Origin of the sequence: Winogradskya humida, assembly GCF_016862215.1 — a bacterium.
GTDB classification, from domain to species: Bacteria; Actinomycetota; Actinomycetes; order Mycobacteriales; family Micromonosporaceae; genus Actinoplanes; species Actinoplanes humidus.
In genome coordinates this window covers 59,340-76,133 of the sequence record NZ_BOMN01000033.1, presented here as the reverse complement: position 1 = coordinate 76,133, position 16,794 = coordinate 59,340, and the positions used below count along the sequence as shown (strand labels likewise).

Here is a 16,794-nt window from a genome sequence, read left to right as displayed (position 1 = left end):
TGCCTCTCAGATCAGTTCCCAGGAAAGCGGCGTGCCCTTGGCCGCGTCCTGCGTGAAGGTGCGGCCCAGCACGAGGCCGATGGCGTCGGGGGCGAGTCCCCCGGTGGGGCGGATCGAGCGCACGTTCTCCTCGGTGACCGGGTCACCGGCGCGCACGTCGGTCACCACGTAGAGGGACCGGCGGAACCGCAGCCCCTCCTTCTCGGCCTCGGTCGGGCCGATCGCGGTGGTGCCCAGGCCCTGCCAGGCCCGCTCGGACTCGACGACCAGCGCCGCGAGCTCCTGCGGATTCAGCGAGAACGCCGAGTCGACGCCGCCGTCCGCGCGGTCGAGCGTGAGGTGCTTCTCGATCAGGCATGCCCCGAACGCGACGCTGGCGATCGGCACGCCGATGCCCATCGTGTGGTCGCTGAGCCCGATCGGCACCCGGAACGCCTCGGCGAGCACGGGGATGCGGCGCAGGTTGGTGTATTCCGGCGGGGCGGGGTAGGAGGCGGTGCACGAGAGCACCACGATCTCCTGCGCACCGGCACCCCGGGCAGCGTCGACAGCGGCGGCGATCTCCTGCACGCTCGCCATGCCCGTCGAGATGATCAGAGGCTTGCCGGTGCTCGCGCAGAGCCGGATCAGCGGCAGGTCGGTGATCTCCGAGGACGCGATCTTGTACATCGGGGCGTCGAGCTTCTCCAGGAGCTCGACCGCGGTCCGGTCGAACGGGCTGGAGAACGGCGTCAGGCCGCGCTCGCGGGCCCGCTCGAAGATCGGCTCGTGCCACGCCCACGGGGTGTGCGCCCGCTCGTACAGGTCGTAGAGGTACTCGCCGCCCCACAGCTCGTGGCCCTGGGACAGCTGGAAGCGCGGGTGCTTGACGTCCACGGTCATGGTGTCGGCCGTGTAGGTCTGGATCTTGATGGCGTGGGCGCCGGCCTCCGCGGCCACGTCGACCAGGGCGAGCGCCCGGTCGAGCGAGCCGTTGTGGTTGCCGGACATCTCGGCCACGATGTAGGGCCGCTTGCCGGCGCCGATCTCCACGTCGTTGACGATCACTGGTCAGTCCCTCTCTCGGTCCACACCACGGTCTGTGGCATGCCGTCGATCAGCCGTTCGTAGCGGCGCTTCTCCAGGAAACCGAAGCGCCGGTGCAGGGCGATGACCTGCTTGTTCGCGGCGAGCGTCTCGCCGCCGAGCCGGGTCAGGCCCAGCTCACCGAAGGCGTACTCGACCGCCGCCTGTTCCAGCCGCATCCAGGCCGGCAGCAGCTTGCCGTCCAGGCCCTCGACGTCGAGGTAGAAACTCCAGCTGGGCGGATCCTCGCGCAGGTCGAAGATGACGACGCCGCAGTCCCGGGTCTCTTCCGCGAAGATCATGATGTGCCGTTGCGGGTCCGCGGTTGCCGCTTCCCACCACTTCGCGTGCTCCTCCGGGAGGATCTCGTGGGTGGTCAGGCTGACAGCGCGCACGTCCGGGTGGTTACGCCAGGAGAGCACGATGTCGCGGTCGGAGTCACTGGCGGGGCGAAGCACGGGCGTCAACGTATGGTCACCGTTTGAGCCGGTTGTGGCGCGGAGGCGAGGACAGGCTGAACCGCAGGTGACGGCTCGGGGTTGCGCTTGACCACCCGGTACGCCTGCCGCATGGTCGCGTACGCAGCGTAACTGCGCGCTTGCACGAGCTTGTGCTTGATCCCCGGGTGACCCGGGTAGTCCGCAGGTAGATAGCGGCGGTAGTGCGCTGCCAGGCGCTTGAAGAAGGCGCGGCGCTGCCTCGGGTGAACACGACCGTCGTTACCGAGGACGACCAACAAGTGGTTGACCATCAAGGTGAACAACGCGTGTCGTAGCCACGGCTCGAGATCGCGCTCGGCGGTCCACGCGAGCATCCGGTCGTACTGCTCGAACGCCTCGAAATGCCGCTCGCTGCGGGTCGCGGTGATCGCGCCCAGCCGGCCGACGCGGTAGTGGTAACAGACCCGGTCGAGCACGGCGACCCGGTCAGCGGCGATCAGAACCGGGTTGCTGAACGGGACGTCCTCGTACCAACCGGGCAGGAAGCGCAGGTTCAGCTCCTCCAGCAGGCCGCGCCGCACGATCCTGTTCCAGGCGGTGTGCTGCAGCTTGATCAGGCTCGCCAGCGAGGGGTCCTTCAGTGCGCCGCTGCTCGCGTCACGCTCCAGCCGGCCGTTCTCCTGCACCCGCAGATGATCGATGAGCAGCAGGTCAGGCCCGGTACGCAGCTGCTGCAGCACGGCCCGCACCGAACCGGCCGGCAGCCAGTCGTCGCTGTCCACGAACCAGACGTACTCCCCGCGCGCCTCGGCCAGGCCGGCGTTGCGGGCCAGCCCCAGGCCCACGTTGTGACTCAGATGCACCACCCGCAGGTCACCGTGGCGGGCCGCATAGCCGTCGAGCATCTCCCCGCAGCCGTCCGGCGAGGCGTCGTCGACGGCGATGACCTCGACCGACGCCGATTCCTCGGCGGTCAGACCCGCCCTGATCGACTCCAGGCACTGATAGAGGTAGCCCTCCACCGCGTACACCGGGACGACGACCGTCAGCAGCAAGGAATTCATTCCGCTCACGTTCGACCCCTTGGGTGACCAAAGCCGAAACCCTGGTTGGACGCCCCACGAATAACTCACACGCGCCCCGGCACGACCGATAGGACCTTTGACCGATCGGGAAGGGGCGAGCGTGGACCGGCTGATGCGGGCCTCCGCGGGCACAGCGCTGTTCGCCCTGCTGTGGGTCGCTCTGAACCTTGTTCACCCGGTCGGCCCCCGGTTCCTGCTCTGGCTGCCGGTGGTCGCCAGCGGGATCATCGCGTTCCTGGTGCTGCTCCGCACTGCCCGCAGCGCGGCGCTCCCGCTGCCCACACAGCGGTTCTGGCGGCAGTTGACCGTGGCCGTCGCCCTGGTCACGGGCGGGATGGCGGCGCAGGCGATCGAAGTGCTCACCACCGCCGACCCGCACGGCCCACACAGCGGTCCGGGCCTGCTCGCCTTCTGCGGCCCGGCGGTCCTGGTCGTCATGTACGCCCTCTTCCGCCTCCCCCTCGGCCGCCAGTCCGCCGGGGAGATCGTCCGGATCGTGCTCGACGCCGCCACGGTCGCGCTGGCGGCCGCGGTGTTCATCTGGCACTACTCCACCCGTCAGGCGCTGGAGAGCAACGACAAGACCGGCGTCTACCTGTCGCTGCTGGTCACCCTCATCGCGCTGCTCGCCGTGTTCGCGGTCGTCAAGTTCGTGCTCACCAGCCGCCTGCACGTGGACAACAAGGCGCTGCGGCTGCTGGGCGTGGCGATGTTCGTCGGCGCGGTCGGCCCGATGTTCCGGCCGCTGTTCGAGAAGGTCGACCCGGCCCTCTTCCCGAGCATGGTGGGCCCCCCGTTCGTCTTCTTCCTCGCCGCCTGGGCCGCAGACCGCCAGCGCACCGCCGCCGGGGTGGCGACGAAGCGCCGGGGAGTGATCGAGCCTCGGCGACGGCCGTTCAGCCTGCTGCCATACGCCGCCGTGGCCGCCGTCGACACCCTGCTGATCTCGGTCACCGTCAGTGACAGCCCCGACGAGGGTGTCGTCGTCGGCGCCGCGGTCATGCTCATGGCGCTGGTCGTCATCCGGCAGAGCCTCGCCTTCCGCGACAACGGCAAGCTGCTGGCCCGCCTCGACCACGGCGCCACCCACGACGGGCTCACCCAGCTGCCCAACCGGGTGCTGTTCCACGCCCGGCTGGACACGGCGCTGACCGCACCCGGGGACCGGCCCGTCGCCGTGGCGCTGATCGACCTGGACGACTTCAAGGAGGTCAACGACACGCTCGGCCACGAGGTCGGCGACCAGTTGCTGATCGGGGTCGCCAAGCGGCTGGAGGGGTGCGTACGCGTCGAGGACACCGTCGCGCGTCTCGGCGGCGACGAGTTCGTCGTGGTCCTCGACGACGCCGATCCGGCCGCCGCCGACCTGGCCGCCGAGCGGATGATGAACGCGCTGCACCAGCCGATCTACGCGGACGGGCACGAGCTGCCGATCCGGGCCAGCATCGGGATCGCCGACGGGCGGACCGGGGACGAGGCGTCGGTGCTGCTGCGGCACGCCGACATCGCGATGTACGCGGCGAAGAAGCTGCACGGGACGGCGTACCTGCATTACGACCCGACCATGGCCACCACCGGCAGCGACCATGCCCACCTCGGCGCGGAGCTGCGTGAGGCGATCACCGACGGCCAGCTGTTCCTGCTCTACCAGCCGATCGTCTCCCTCGACGACGGCCGGATCATCGGCGCGGAGGCACTGGTCCGCTGGGCCCACCCCACCCGTGGCACGCTCGCGCCCGACTCGTTCATCCCGGTCGCCGAGCGCACCGGGCTGATCGTCCCGCTGGGGCGCTGGGTGCTGCGGACGGCGTTCGCGCAGCTCGCCGCGTGGATCGCGGAGCACAAGGAGGCCGCCCCGGGCGTTCTCAACGTCAACGTGTCGGCGCGCGACCTGCGCGAGGCCGGTTTCGCGGACGCGGTGGCGGCGCTGCTCGCCGAGCACCGGATCACCGCGGACCGGATCGTTGTGGAGATCACCGAGACCATGGCGGTGGAGCCGGGGCAGTCGGTCACCAACCTGCACCGGCTGCGGGCGCTGGGCGTACGCATCTCGCTCGACGACTTCGGCACCGGCCACTCGACGCTGACCCTGCTGCACGACTGCCCGATCGACGAGATCAAGCTCGACCGCTCGTTCACCCAGACGCCGATCGACAACCGGGTGCCGATCTCGGCGGCGGTGATCCACCTCGCCCAGGTGCTCGGCCTGCACGCGGTGGCCGAGGGTGTGGAGACCGCCGAGCAGGCCGAGCAGCTGCTGGAGCTGGGCTATCTTGCCGCGCAGGGCTACTACTTCGCCCGCCCGATGCCACCCGCCAGGCTCGGTGAGCTGCTCGGCGCCGGGGTTTCGCTGACCCCGGCTTTCTCACAGCCCGATACAGGGTTGCCGGAGCTGACGGCGGGTACCCCCAGGTCGTAGGAAGTTCTCACCGTCCCCCTGGAGGTTGACATGGCTGCCGATGACAAGATCGAGAACAAGTCCGAGGAGCTCGGCGGCAAGGTCAAAGAGGGCGTAGGCAAGGCGACCGACAACGAGCGCCTCGAGGCCGAGGGCAAGGCCGACCAGTCCAGCTCGAAGCTGAAGCAGGCCGGCGAAGCCATCAAGGACGCCTTCAAGAGCTAGTAACCCGCTTGTACGAGTTCCCGCTCCGGTGCGTTCTCCACCGGGGCGGGCTCGTGTGAGACCTTCGGCAACCAGTTCAGCCAGCGCGGCAGCCACCAGTTGCGCTCGCCGAGCAGCGCCATCACCGCGGGCAGCAGCACCGCCCGGATGAGTGTGGCGTCCAGCAGCACCGCGGCGGCCAGCCCGACTCCCAGCTCCTTGGTCGAGATCAGCGGCAGCGTCGCGAAGAGGGCGAAGACCGCCACCATCACCACCGCGGCACTCGTGATCACCCCGGCCGTGCTGCCGATGCCCCGCGACACCGCTTCCCGCGTGGACATGCCCCCGTCGTAGCCCTCGCGGATCCGGCTGAGCACGAAGACGTGGTAGTCCATCGACAGCCCGAACAGGATGATGAACAGGAAGAGCGGCATCCACACGGTGATCCCGCCGCCCGACCTGAAGTCGAGCACGTTCTCGAAGTGTCCGTACTGGAAGACGAAGACCAGCATTCCGTACGCCGCCCCGACCGACAGCAGGTTCAGCAGCACACCTGTCGCCGCGACCACGACCGACCGGAACGACACCAGCAGCAGCAGGAACGCGAGCCCCAGCACGAACCCGAAGACCCAGGGCAGCGAGCTGGTCAGCCGGTTCGCGAAGTCCATGTTCTCGGCGGTGTCCCCGGTCACCAGCACGGTCGCGCCCTGGAAACCGTCCGGCGCCTTCGCACGCAGGTCGTCGACCGCGGCCTTGGACGTACTGTCATTGCCATCACCCGGGATCGGAACCCTGACCACCGCGACCGTCCCGGCGGGGTTGATCTCGATCTCCTTACCGAGCTTCGCCAGCGCCTTCTCGTACTTCTTGACCGCGGGCGCCTGCACGACGACCTGCGCCGTGGCCTGGTCGCTCGGGTAGGCCTCGTTGATCCGGGCCATGGCCTGCGCGATCGGCAACTTGGGCGACAGATCCGTCACGCCGCCCTCGCCCCGGGTCTTCATGTCCAGCATCGGCGCGGCCAGCGCGCCCAGCGCCACGACGGCGAGCACCGCCGAGATCAGCGGCTTGGCGAGCACGACCCGCAGGATCGCCTTCCACACCCGGCCCTCGCTGTTCCGCCGGTACAGCCCCGGAATCTTGATCGAGTCGACCCGGTCACCCAGCGTGGAGAGCAGCGCCGGCAGGACGGTCAGGCTCCCCAGCACCGCGGTCGCGACGACCAGGATCGTGCCGACCGCGAAGCTCGTGAACACGGCATCCCGGGTGAGGAACATGCCCGCCATCGCCACGATGACGGTGAGACCGGAGACCCAGACCGAACGCCCCGACGTCTGCGCCGCGATGACCAGCGCCCGATGCGGATCGGCCCCACGCCGCCGCTCATCGCGCTCCCGCCGGATGTAGAACAGGCAGTAGTCCACCCCGACCGCGAGCCCCACCAGCAACATCACGTGCATGGTCGTATCCACGGTCGGCGCCCACCGGCTGGCGAACGCGAGCAAACCGGTCGCCGCGACCACCGCGGTCACGGCAAGACCCACCGGCAGCAGCGCGGCCACCAGCGCCCCGAACGCCACCAGCAGAATCCCCAGCGTGATCGGGATCGACAGCATCGACAGCCGGGTCAGCCCCTCATCCAGCGCATCCCCGATCAGCAGATCCCCGCTGGCATCCCCGGCCTCGGCCACATACAACTGCGGATACTTTTTCTGTACGCCGGCCACGGCATCCAGCACCGGCTGCACCCGATCCTTCGCGGTCTCGGAGTCCCCCGCCATCGTGAACGACACCAGCGTCGACCCCTTGTCGGGCGACACCACCGGCTTCGCCACGTCCCCGACCGCCGCCAGCCCCGTCAAGATCTTCGTGACATCGGCGACAGCAGCCTCCCGCCCTGCCCCCTGGACCAGCACCGACTCCCCCGCCGGCCGCTCCGGAAACCCCGCCGCCGCAACGACCCGATCCGCCCGCCCCGAATCCCCGTGCCCCGTGTCGCTCTCCGTCGCCTCGAGCGTGCCGAAGTGTCCACTCAGCACGGTCACCCCGACCACAAACGCAATCCACCCAAGAATCGCCAGAGTGCGATGCCGCGCACTCCACACCGCGGCCCGAGCCGCGATCCCCGTGACGTTTTCGCTCTTCTTCATACCGAAAACGCTATGAAGAACGCTGCCCGGTAACGAACCCGCCAGCCTCCCGCTTCGTGGTGGTGCTACCCCCACCATCCACCGGTTGACGGATGGGTTTCACCACCCGTCGGTTGATAATCGGAGCGGCCGGCCGGGCCAGGCTCTTCGACATCGACGAGCTGCCCGGAGCGCCCCAACCCGCCCTGCCCCAGCAGATGGTCACCACCTGGACCCACTTCGCCGCCACGGGCAGCCCGGCCGCGCACTGGCCGCGTGTTCCCTACGTCCGCACCCTCGCCACCGCTCACCCAGCCGCCCGCGCTGACAACAGACATGCTCGCCGTCGTACGCGACGAGGACAGCTGGTCCTGGCTCGCCCCGGCCGACCCGTCAGCAGGCGAGCGCTTCGTCGTCGTGTCGTTCCACTTCCCGCCGGAGCTGGACAACAGCGGCTTCGTCGGCTGGCTGGCCACCCACCTCAAACGCGAGCTCGGCACCGGCGTCTTCGTCACCTGCGGCCAGAACAGCACTCGCGGCGGCATCTACGACTACTGGGGCTGCCCGGCTCAACTCCGCACCGAAGTCCTCCAGGCCCTCCACGAGCTGCGGGCTTAGGACCTGGACCCCACCGAAGGGTCATGAGCAGGCCGGGGCGCGACCCGTGGTCATCGTCAGTTCCGAGCTGCACCTGCGCGCGATGGCCGGGCGGATGGCCACCGTCGCCCCGATCACCAGCAAGGACCGGCGGCTGCGCAATCGGGTCCGGATCCTGAACCCGCACGACGAGCCCAACTGGGTCATCACCGACCAGCTCCGGACCGTTGACACGCGGAGGTTCCTGCGCGCTGACCCGTGGTGGACGCTCAAGGATCTGGAGATCGGGCAGGTCCGGCGCAACCTTCGCTACATGGTCGACCTTTAACCCTGCAAGTAGGTGAGGACGGCTAGGACGCGGCGGTGTTGTTCTTCGTCCTGGTGCAGGTTGAGTTTGGTGAAGATGTTGCGGACGTGCTTTTCGACGGCGCCGTCGGTGACGACGATCTTGCGGGCGATGGCGTTGTTGGAGCGGCCCTCGGCCATCAGGCCGAGCACCTCGCGTTCGCGGGGGGTGAGGGCTCGCAGGGGGTCGTCGCGGCGGCGGCGGACGAGGAGCTGGGCGACCACCTCGGGGTCGAGGACCGTGGCGCCGCCGGCGACCTGGCGCAGGGCCGTGAGGAATTCGGCGACCACGGCGACGCGGTCCTTGAGGAGATAGCCGACCGCGCCGCGGCGGTCGGCGAGCAGGTCGTCGGCGTATTCGACCTCGACGTATTGCGAGAGGACCAGGATCGGGCTGCCGGGGACCTTGAGCCGGGCCTCGACCGCGGCTCGCAGGCCTTCGTCGGTGTGGCTGGGCGGCATCCGGACGTCCACGATGGAGACGTCGGGACGGTGGTCGACGATCGCCTTGACCAGGGACGGGCCGTCGGCGACCGCGGACACGACCGTGAAATCGTTCTCCTCCAGGAGCCGGACCAGGCCCTCCCTCAGGAGGACGGCGTCGTCGGCAATCACCACCCGCATGCCGACGAGCGTAGCGGTCAGACCGGGAGGGCCACCGTCAGCGTCGTGCCCGCCCCGGCCGGGCTCTCGAGGCTCAGGACGCCGCCGGCGGCCTCAACCCGGTCGGCGAGGCCCGCGAGTCCGTGGCCTTTCGCCTGGCTGGCGCCGCCCACGCCGTCGTCCGCGACGGTGAGCATCAGGCCGTTGCCCGCCCGGCGGACCGATACCTGGACCTCCAGTGCGTTGCTGTGCTTGGCGACGTTCGTCAGGGCTTCCGCGACCACGAAGTACGCCGTGCTCTCCACCGACGGGTCGAAGCGGTCCATCGCGGGGGCGTCCAGGTCGACCGGGATCGTGCAGCGGCCGGCGAGGGCGGTCAGGGCCGCCTTCAGGCCACGGTCGACCAGGATCGGCGGGGCGATGCCCCGGGAGAGGGCGCGCAGCTCGTCGAGGGTTTCGCGGGTCTGGGTGAGCGCCTCGGCGACGGTGGCCCGGGCCTTGTCGGGGTCGGTGGCGAACTGCTGCTCGGCGCGGCCGAGGTCCATGGCGAGCCGGACCAGGCGCTGCTGCGGGCCGTCGTGGATGTCGCGTTCCAGCCGGCGCAGGGCGATCGCCTCGGCGGAGACCGCGGCGGCTTTCTGGGCCCGGGCCGTGTCACGGTCGGCGTTCGCCTCGGCGACCTGGGCTCGCAGCGTGGTCATGCCGCTGAGCAGGGCCCGGCCGAACTGGGCTTCGAGCAGCGCGACACCGCGGACAACCGGGAAGAGCGTGCCGATGAAGAAGAAGCCCAGGCACATGTGGAAGATGATCCGGGTGGAGGCGGCGTCGCCCAGGCCGAGCAGTTCGGGCAGGTCGTGCTGGTCCGGGCCGCGCGGGATCGCCCAGTCCCATAGCGGGGTGGTGATGCCGCCCAGCGCCACGGCGAACCAGGAGATCACGACGACGAAGCCGAACATCGCCGGGACCAGCCGGAAGACGGCATGCAGCAGATCGAGCCAAGACTGCCCGTCGGTGGCCGGGGTGATCAGCTTGCGGCCGAACCCGGCGTCCGGCTTCGCGCTCTTGTAGCGGGTCGGTGGCAGCTGATAGCCGAGCACCGGGCCGATCCGGTTGCGTTCGAGCACGGCGAATCCGCGGGACATCATCAGCGTGCCCATCAGGATGGGCACGCCCAACCAGATGATCGCCGTGCCGAGGCCCAGGCAGAAGCCGGTCACGCCCAGGACGAACGTGATCAGCGCCAGCGGGAAGCCGAGCAGGACGTAGGAGGAGTCGGTTCCTAGCTGACGCAGAGCTCTCATGGGTCAAACCCTAGGCATCGGCGGCACCCCGGCCGAGCCCGCAGACCCCCCGCGCGAAAGTAGGGTTAACCCCACCCAGCTGTCTGTTCTGCGCCATGCTGGAAATGTGAGCGACTGGGCGCAGCTGCAGACAAAGGTGCAGCGACAGATCGAATCGCTGGTCTTCGCGGGCCGGGAGATCGGCGTGCAGGTCGCCGCCTACCTCGACGGGCAGCTCATCGTGAACTCGGTGTGCGGGCTCGCCGACGAGTCGACCGGGGCGCCCGTCACGCCGGAGACGCCCTTCTTCAGCTTCTCGACGGGCAAGGGTCTCACGAGTACGGCGGTGCACGTCCTGGTCGAGAAGGGGAAACTCGACTACGACCTGCTCATCGCGGACGTCTGGCCGGAGTTCGGTAAACACGGCAAGAAGGGCGCCACACTGCGGCACGCGCTGCTGCACGCCGCCGGGGTGCCGACGCTGCCGTCGTACACGACCGCCGAGGACTTCCTCGACTGGGACAGGATGTGCCGCACCATCGCCGGCGCCACCCCGACGTGGGAGCCCGGCACCCGGCACGGCTTCCACGAATGGACGTACGGCTGGCTGATCGGCGAGGTCGTGCGGCGCGCCACACAGCGGCCCCTGGCCTGGGTGCTGGCCGAGGACATCGCCCGGCCGCTGGGCTGCGAGCGGGAGTTGTTCTTCGGGGTGCCCCCGCAGGACATCAACCGGGTCGCGCGGCTCAAGGACCGCAACTGGCGCCAGGCCCTGGAACTCCTCAGCCAGCACATCGAGAACTTCGACGCGATCGCCCCGCCGAACGTACGCCCGGAGTCCGGCCTCGCGAACCGCCGCGACATCCTGCAGACCGACATCCCCGCGGTGGCCACGGTGAGCGCCCGGGCCATCGCGCGCATGTACGCGGCACTGATGGGCGAGGTGGACGGCGTACGCCTGATCTCCCCGGAACGCCTCAAAGAGGTCACGACGGTCCTGACGGAAGGCCCGGACTGGGCGTTCGGTGGCGACCTGCCCAAGACGATGGGGTACGTCTCCCAGCTCGGCGGCACCCGCTTCGGCTGGAGCGGCAACGGCGGCAGCCTCGCCGGCTTCTACCCCGAGCTGGGCCTCTCGCTGGCGATCACCAAGAACTACCTCGGCACGACCGACGACGACCCCATGGAGGGCATCGCCGCCACGATCCACGCGGCCGTTGTGGGCGGGTAGCAACTCTCCTCTTACGGGAGGGTAGGGTTCGCCGGTGCTGATCTCTCCCCGCGTCCTGCGTACCGAGGTGCTGGCCGGGCTGGTCGTCGCCCTGGCGCTCATCCCCGAGGCGATCTCCTTCTCGATCCTTGCCGGGGTCGACCCGCGGGTGGGGCTCTTCGCGTCGTTCACGATGGCGGTGACGATCGCGGTCTGCGGCGGGCGCCCGGCGATGATCTCGGCGGCCACCGGGGCGGTTGCCCTGGTCGTCGCGCCGGTGGTCCGCGAGCACGGCGTCAACTACCTGTTCGCCACGGTCATCCTCGGCGGTCTCATCCAGATCGTGCTGGCCCTGCTCGGGGTCGCCAAGCTGATGCGCTTCATCCCCCGCAGCGTCATGGTCGGCTTCGTCAACGCGCTGGCCATCCTGATCTTCGTGGCCCAGGTGCCGCATCTGATCGGCGTCCCCTGGCTGGTCTATCCGCTGGTCGCCGCGGCGCTCGCGATCATCTGGATCCTGCCCCGGTTCACCAGGGTCGTACCGGCGCCCCTGGTCGCGATCCTCGCCCTGACGGTTCTCACGGTGAGCGTGCACGTCGCGGTGCCGACGGTCGGTGACGAGGGCGCACTGCCGGACAGCCTGCCGATGTTCGCACTGCCCGACGTGCCGTTCAGCTTCGGGACGGTGCAGACAATTTTTCCGTACGCGCTGGCTGTCGCTCTGGTGGGTCTGATGGAGACCCTGATGACCGCGAAGCTGGTCGACGACATCACCGACACCCGCTCGAACAAGACCCGCGAGGCCTGGGGCCAGGGCGTGGCCAACATCGTCACCGGCTTCTTCGGCGGCATGGGCGGCTGCGCCATGATCGGCCAGACGATGATCAACGTGAAGACGTCGGGCGCGCGTACCCGCATCTCCACGTTCCTGGCCGGGGTCTTCCTGCTGATCCTGGTCGTGGCCCTCGGCGACGTGGTCGCGCTGATCCCGATGGCCGCCCTGGTCGCGGTCATGATCGTGGTCTCGGTCGGCACCTTCGACTGGCACAGCATCACCCCGGCCACCCTGCGGCGCATGCCCCCGGGCGAGCTGATCGTCATGGTCGTGACGGTCGCGGCGACCCTGGCCACCCGCAACCTGGCGATCGGCGTGGTGCTCGGGGTCCTCACCGCGACCGTCATCTTCGCCCGCCGCGTCGCCCACCTGGTCGAGGTGACCAGCGTCCTCGACCCCGCCGGCGGCACCCGGATCTATTCGGTGCACGGGTCGCTCTTCTTCGCCTCCAGCAACGACCTGGTCACCCGGTTCGACTACGCCGAGGATCCCGACTCGGTGATCATCGACCTGTCCCAGGCACACATCTGGGACGCCTCGTCGGTCGCCGCCCTGGACGCCATCAGCGCCAAGTACGCCGCCCGCGGCAAGACGGTGGAGATCACCGGTCTCAACCCGCCGAGCGCGAAGCTGCGTGACCGGCTGGCCGGGACGCTTTCCTGACCTTTTCCCACGACGGGCACACTATGGGGATGACCACGGGACGGCACATGCAGATCGGCGAGGCAGCCGAGCGCGTCGGACTGAGCATCCGCACGATCCGGCACTACGAGGAAGCCGGACTGATCATGCCGTCGGCCCGCAGCGAGGGCGGCTTCCGCCTCTACACCGAGCCCGACCTCGCCCGTCTCGCCGTGGTCAAGCGCATGAAGCCGCTCGGCTTCACCCTCGACGAGATGCGCGACCTCCTCGCACTCCTCGACTCGCTCACCGAGGCCGACCCCGCCGACAACCGCGCCGCGCTGCTCGACCGCCTGACGATGTTCCACGAGGCGGCCCAGGCACGGGTCACAGCCCTGCGCGACCAGCTGACCATGGCCGAGGGATTCGCCGGCCAGATCCAGGATCACATCGACATTCATGTCGTACCCCCCGCCTAGTTTGGGCCTGTGAGGGTTCCGCCGCTCGGTCGTGACGCCTGGCTCGCGCTGGGGATGAACGCGCTGTCCTGTCTGGGCAGCGGTCTCACCATGCCGTTTCTCCTGGTCTATCTGCATGCGGTGCGAGATCTCCCCTTGGGTACGGCCGGAGCTGTCCTCGCCGTCTCCGGTGTGGCCGGGCTCGTGGTGGTGCCGCTGACCGGGCCTCTGGTCGACCGTGCCGGAGCGCGTCCGGCGTTCGTGGGCGGGCTGCTCGTGGGCGGGGCCGGCATCGCGCTCTTCACCGTGGCCACGAGCCTGGGCTGGGCACTGCTCGCTGCCGTCGTCTACGGCTTCTCGGGCGGCCTGACGTGGAACAGCTTCGCGAGCCTGCTGGCGCAACTGGTGCCGGCCTCGTCCCGGGGCGCGGTCTTCGCGCTGCGCTACACGAGCGCCAACGCGGCTTTCGGTGCGGGCGCGCTGATCGCCGGGTTCGTGACGGTGGGCTCGACGGCCGGGCCGTATGTGGCGATTCTGCTCGTGGATGCCGTCTCCTACGTGGCACTGGCGGCGGCGATGCTGCTGGTCCCGGCCCCCGTGGTGACTTCCACCGACACCGGCGGTGGTTATCGCGTCGTGCTGCGGGATCGGGCGCTGCTGAGGGTCCTGGTCGTCAACACGCTGCTCACGGTCTTCGCCCTGGCCCAGCCGAGCGCGATCTTCACCGCCTGGGTGACCGGCCCGGGCGGGCAGTCGTCGCGGGTCGCCGGGATCGCGTTCGCGGTGAACATCGCGGTGCTGCTGGCCTGCCAGCTCCCGGTGCTCGCCTGGGCCCGCGGCCGCTCCCGATTACGCGTGGCCGCCGCGTCGGCCGTTGTCTTCGCGGGCGCCTGGGTGCTGCTGGCCTTCGGGGCGGGCCACGCGGCGCTGATCGTTGCCGCGCTCGGCGTCTTCGCCGTCGGCGAGACCCTGCTCTCACCGACGCTGCCCGCACTCGTCAACGACCTGGCACCCGACGAGCTGCGCGGACGCTACAACGCGGCGCTCGCCCTCTCCCAGCAGTCCGGCCCGGTGCTCGCTCCCCTGCTCGGCGGCCTCGCCCTGGGCCGCGGCCTCGGCGTGCCCTATGTCCTCCTGCTGGCCGCCGTCTGCCTCGCCACCGCCGCCCTGGCATCAACAATCCGAGTGTATGAGGAAGTGAGCTGATCGAGCGCTGGGTTAAGGGCGGCTACCGGCGAGCGGCTCAGGGTCCCCGGACTGTGTGGGGCACCGAGCCGCTCCCGGGGCGCTGGGTCCGGCAGACGCTCGGAAGAGCCTGGCGCTGGGTCCGGCAGACGCTCGGAAGAGCCTGGCGCTGGGTCCGGCAGACGCTCGGGAGAGCGTGGCGCTGGTACTGAGGCTCATCGGTTGAGGCGGCGGTCAGAGCTCGATGATGACCTTGCCGCGGAAGGCCCCGGTCATGGCCTTGTCGTGGATGGCGGGGAGGTCCGTCAGGGGGTGGCGCTCGGAGATGTCGATGCGGAGGGTGCCCGCGTCCACGGCGGCGGCGATGGCGGTGAGCTGGGTTGCGTCGCTGCGGACGTACATGTTGCTGGTGGTGATGTTGCGGATGGGGTCGGCCGGGGCTGGGGACTGGGTGCTGACGACCGTGCCGCCAGGGCTGACGAGGGTGACCAGGCCGGCCATGGTTGTGTCGTCGGCTCGGACGAGGGTCAGGATCGCGTCGACCGGGGTGGTGATCGCGGCGGTCAGGGGCTGCGCCGTGTAGTCGATGATCTCGTCGGCGCCGGCCTCGCTGACCGACTGGCGGCTACGGGGGCTGGCGGTGGCGAGGACGTGGGCGCCGGCCTGCTTGGCGAACTGGATCGCGAAGCCGCCGACGCCGCCGCCCGCACCGTTGATCAGGATGCGCTGGCCGGGCTTGACGGCGAGGTGCTCGTGGATGGCCTGCCAGGCGGTCAGGGCGGCAGACGGGATGGCAGCCGCGTCGGCGAGCGGGATCGTGGCAGGCGCGTCGGCCAGGAGCTCGGCCGGGACGGTGACCCATTCGGCGGCGGCGCCGTTCTCCGTCATCGGGAGGAACGCGATCACCTTGCGTCCGTCTTCCGTGGTGCCCGCGAGGTCAATGCCCGGGGTGTGCGGCAGTGTGACGGGCATCTGATCGCGGAGGAAGCCGGCGCGAATGGCGACGTCGACCGGGTTGAACGACGTTCCCGCGACGCGGACCAGGACCTGACCGTCGGCCGGCACCGGGCGCTCGGTCTCGTCGAGCTGAAGGGCGCCGCCGAACTCGTGGAATCGCATGGCCTTCATGACTACCTCCGAAAAGTTTTTGCTTCGAACTCGAAGTACTTGGTTACCGTAGCATGCTTCGAACTCGAAGCAAGTAGGATGAGCTGGTGACCGATACCACGCCGCTCGACCCGCGACAGCTGACCGCCTATCTGGCGCTCAAGGACGTTGCTGCCCTGCTGGAGCATGCGGTCGAGCAGCAGCTGAAGGAGGACGGCGGGCTCACCACGCCGCAGTTCCAGATCCTCGCGACGCTGGCCGACGCTCCGGACGGGCGGCGCCGGATGACCGATCTCGCGGACGGGCTGGTCTACAGCCGCAGCGGGCTCACCTACCAGGCCGCGCAACTGGAGAAAGCCAAGCTGGTCACGCGCGCGTCAGCCGAGGACGACGAACGCAGCGTGATCGTGACGCTGACCGACGCCGGGCGCGCGGTGCTCTTCAAGGTGATGCCCGGCCACATCGAGGTGGTGCGCCGGCTGTTCCTGACGCCACTCGGCGACGCGGACATCGCGGCGATCACCGACATCCTCGGGCGGGTCCGGGCGCAGATGCGCAGCGCACCGCCCCGCTCGGCCAAACCCCGACGGACCACCGGGAGCCCGCCTCAGCGGGGGGAGCGCAACAACGGCAGGTAGACGTCGTCGATGATCTCGGTGAGGACGGCGTCCGGGACCGAGGACGTGCCACGGGTGACGTATTCGTTGCGCAGGAGGGCGATGGCGACCGTGGCCACCCTCGGTTTCAAGGCCTTCTCGGGGATCTCGCCGCGGGTCACCGCGCGGCCGAGCACGGTCAGCCACAGGCCTGAGCCCGCGTCGATGATGCTGTCGCGCAGCTGGGCCATCAGGTCCGGGTCGTCGGCGGCGGCTGCCAGCAGTCCCAGCACGATGCCGCTGACCGCCGGTGCGGCCAGGTGGTTGTTGGCGCCTCGCAGCAACTCCATTACGTCGCCTCGGAGCGTGCCCGTGTCGGGCGGGTCCCGGTCGGCGCCGATCAGCTCGCGATAGGCGGCCAGGGCGAGCGTGGCCCGCGAAGGCCAGCGGCGGTAGATCGCGTTCTTGTTGGTGCCGGCCCGGGCGGCTACGCCGTCCATGGTCAAGCCCGCGTAGCCGGATTCGGTGAGCTCCTCGACCGCGGCGCGCAGGATCGCCTGTTCGAGTTCGGGCCCGCGGCGCCGTGACGATCCCATGGGTACTGACCGTACCGTAGACGATATAGGGTACGTGGAG

The 16,794-nt window shown here is 69.7% G+C and carries 16 protein-coding genes and 1 pseudogene; 9 read left to right on the top strand and 8 right to left on the bottom strand.

The window, feature by feature from the left end; genetic code table 11:
• Positions 1 to 6: 6 nt before the first annotated feature.
• From pseI to Ahu01nite_RS14600, 3 genes are read right to left on the bottom strand one after another with little or no spacing between them, the layout of a single operon-like run.
• On the bottom strand, positions 7 to 1,047 hold the full coding sequence (gene pseI, locus Ahu01nite_RS14610; protein ID WP_203837050.1) for a pseudaminic acid synthase: 1,041 nt from the start codon (positions 1,045 to 1,047) through the stop codon (positions 7 to 9).
• The gene (locus tag Ahu01nite_RS14605) at positions 1,044 to 1,532 is read right to left on the bottom strand and encodes a GNAT family N-acetyltransferase (RefSeq protein WP_203837049.1); all 489 of its coding nucleotides are present in this window, start codon (positions 1,530 to 1,532) and stop codon (positions 1,044 to 1,046) included. The genes pseI and Ahu01nite_RS14605 overlap by 4 nt, the downstream gene beginning before the upstream one ends.
• Positions 1,529 to 2,569, bottom strand: coding sequence for a glycosyltransferase family 2 protein (locus Ahu01nite_RS14600; RefSeq protein ID WP_203837048.1), 1,041 nt, complete (start codon positions 2,567 to 2,569; stop codon positions 1,529 to 1,531). Before Ahu01nite_RS14600 ends, Ahu01nite_RS14605 begins: the two co-directional genes overlap by 4 nt.
• A gap of 121 nt (positions 2,570 to 2,690) precedes the next feature.
• Here Ahu01nite_RS14600 and Ahu01nite_RS14595 point away from each other — a divergent pair, with 121 nt between their 5' ends.
• Complete coding sequence (locus Ahu01nite_RS14595; RefSeq protein ID WP_203837047.1) at positions 2,691 to 5,009, top strand: putative bifunctional diguanylate cyclase/phosphodiesterase; 2,319 nt, start codon at positions 2,691 to 2,693, stop codon at positions 5,007 to 5,009.
• Positions 5,010 to 5,039: 30 nt separating this feature from the next.
• On the top strand, positions 5,040 to 5,213 hold the full coding sequence (locus Ahu01nite_RS14590; protein ID WP_203837046.1) for a CsbD family protein: 174 nt from the start codon (positions 5,040 to 5,042) through the stop codon (positions 5,211 to 5,213).
• On the opposite strand, the gene Ahu01nite_RS14585 is transcribed toward Ahu01nite_RS14590, so the two are convergent.
• On the bottom strand, positions 5,210 to 7,342 hold the full coding sequence (locus Ahu01nite_RS14585; RefSeq protein WP_203837045.1) for an MMPL family transporter: 2,133 nt from the start codon (positions 7,340 to 7,342) through the stop codon (positions 5,210 to 5,212). The two genes, Ahu01nite_RS14590 and Ahu01nite_RS14585, sit on opposite strands and share 4 nt — an antisense overlap.
• A gap of 255 nt (positions 7,343 to 7,597) precedes the next feature.
• Here Ahu01nite_RS14585 and Ahu01nite_RS14580 point away from each other — a divergent pair, with 255 nt between their 5' ends.
• Positions 7,598 to 7,939, top strand: coding sequence for a DUF6196 family protein (locus tag Ahu01nite_RS14580; RefSeq protein WP_203837044.1), 342 nt, complete (start codon positions 7,598 to 7,600; stop codon positions 7,937 to 7,939).
• A 19-nt stretch (positions 7,940 to 7,958) separates the two neighbouring features.
• A pseudogene (locus Ahu01nite_RS14575) lies at positions 7,959 to 8,246 on the top strand (type II toxin-antitoxin system PemK/MazF family toxin); the annotation flags it as partial.
• Here Ahu01nite_RS14575 and Ahu01nite_RS14570 read toward each other — a convergent pair.
• Entirely contained in the window at positions 8,243 to 8,887 is a 645-nt protein-coding gene (locus Ahu01nite_RS14570; protein ID WP_203837042.1) for a response regulator, read from the bottom strand. The pseudogene Ahu01nite_RS14575 and the gene Ahu01nite_RS14570 overlap by 4 nt on opposite strands.
• A 17-nt stretch (positions 8,888 to 8,904) precedes the next feature.
• A complete protein-coding gene (locus Ahu01nite_RS14565) occupies positions 8,905 to 10,167 on the bottom strand; it encodes a sensor histidine kinase (RefSeq protein ID WP_203837041.1) in 1,263 nt (420 codons plus the stop codon).
• A gap of 106 nt (positions 10,168 to 10,273) precedes the next feature.
• Here Ahu01nite_RS14565 and Ahu01nite_RS14560 point away from each other — a divergent pair, with 106 nt between their 5' ends.
• The 4 genes from Ahu01nite_RS14560 to Ahu01nite_RS14545 are packed head-to-tail and all read left to right on the top strand — an operon-like array spanning position 10,274 to position 14,476.
• On the top strand, positions 10,274 to 11,377 hold the full coding sequence (locus Ahu01nite_RS14560; protein WP_203837040.1) for a serine hydrolase domain-containing protein: 1,104 nt from the start codon (positions 10,274 to 10,276) through the stop codon (positions 11,375 to 11,377).
• A gap of 34 nt (positions 11,378 to 11,411) precedes the next feature.
• Positions 11,412 to 12,854: a SulP family inorganic anion transporter gene (locus Ahu01nite_RS14555; RefSeq protein WP_203837039.1), complete on the top strand. Its 1,443-nt coding sequence runs from the start codon at positions 11,412 to 11,414 to the stop codon at positions 12,852 to 12,854.
• A 29-nt stretch (positions 12,855 to 12,883) separates the two neighbouring features.
• Entirely contained in the window at positions 12,884 to 13,291 is a 408-nt protein-coding gene (locus tag Ahu01nite_RS14550; RefSeq protein WP_203837038.1) for a MerR family transcriptional regulator, read from the top strand.
• A 9-nt stretch (positions 13,292 to 13,300) separates the two neighbouring features.
• Positions 13,301 to 14,476, top strand: coding sequence for an MFS transporter (locus Ahu01nite_RS14545; RefSeq protein WP_203837037.1), 1,176 nt, complete (start codon positions 13,301 to 13,303; stop codon positions 14,474 to 14,476).
• Between the two features lie 213 nt (positions 14,477 to 14,689).
• Here the strand turns inward: Ahu01nite_RS14545 and Ahu01nite_RS14540 are convergent, their stop codons facing one another.
• A complete protein-coding gene (locus tag Ahu01nite_RS14540) occupies positions 14,690 to 15,583 on the bottom strand; it encodes an NADP-dependent oxidoreductase (protein WP_203837036.1) in 894 nt (297 codons plus the stop codon).
• 86 nt (positions 15,584 to 15,669) lie between these two features.
• On the opposite strand from Ahu01nite_RS14540, the gene Ahu01nite_RS14535 reads away from it, so the two are divergent.
• Positions 15,670 to 16,200: a MarR family winged helix-turn-helix transcriptional regulator gene (locus Ahu01nite_RS14535; protein WP_203837035.1), complete on the top strand. Its 531-nt coding sequence runs from the start codon at positions 15,670 to 15,672 to the stop codon at positions 16,198 to 16,200.
• Here the strand turns inward: Ahu01nite_RS14535 and Ahu01nite_RS14530 are convergent.
• Positions 16,170 to 16,754 (bottom strand): TetR/AcrR family transcriptional regulator, encoded by a 585-nt coding sequence (locus Ahu01nite_RS14530; RefSeq protein ID WP_203837034.1) that lies wholly within the window; start codon positions 16,752 to 16,754, stop codon positions 16,170 to 16,172. The genes Ahu01nite_RS14535 and Ahu01nite_RS14530 overlap by 31 nt on opposite strands.
• Positions 16,755 to 16,794: the final 40 nt, after the last annotated feature.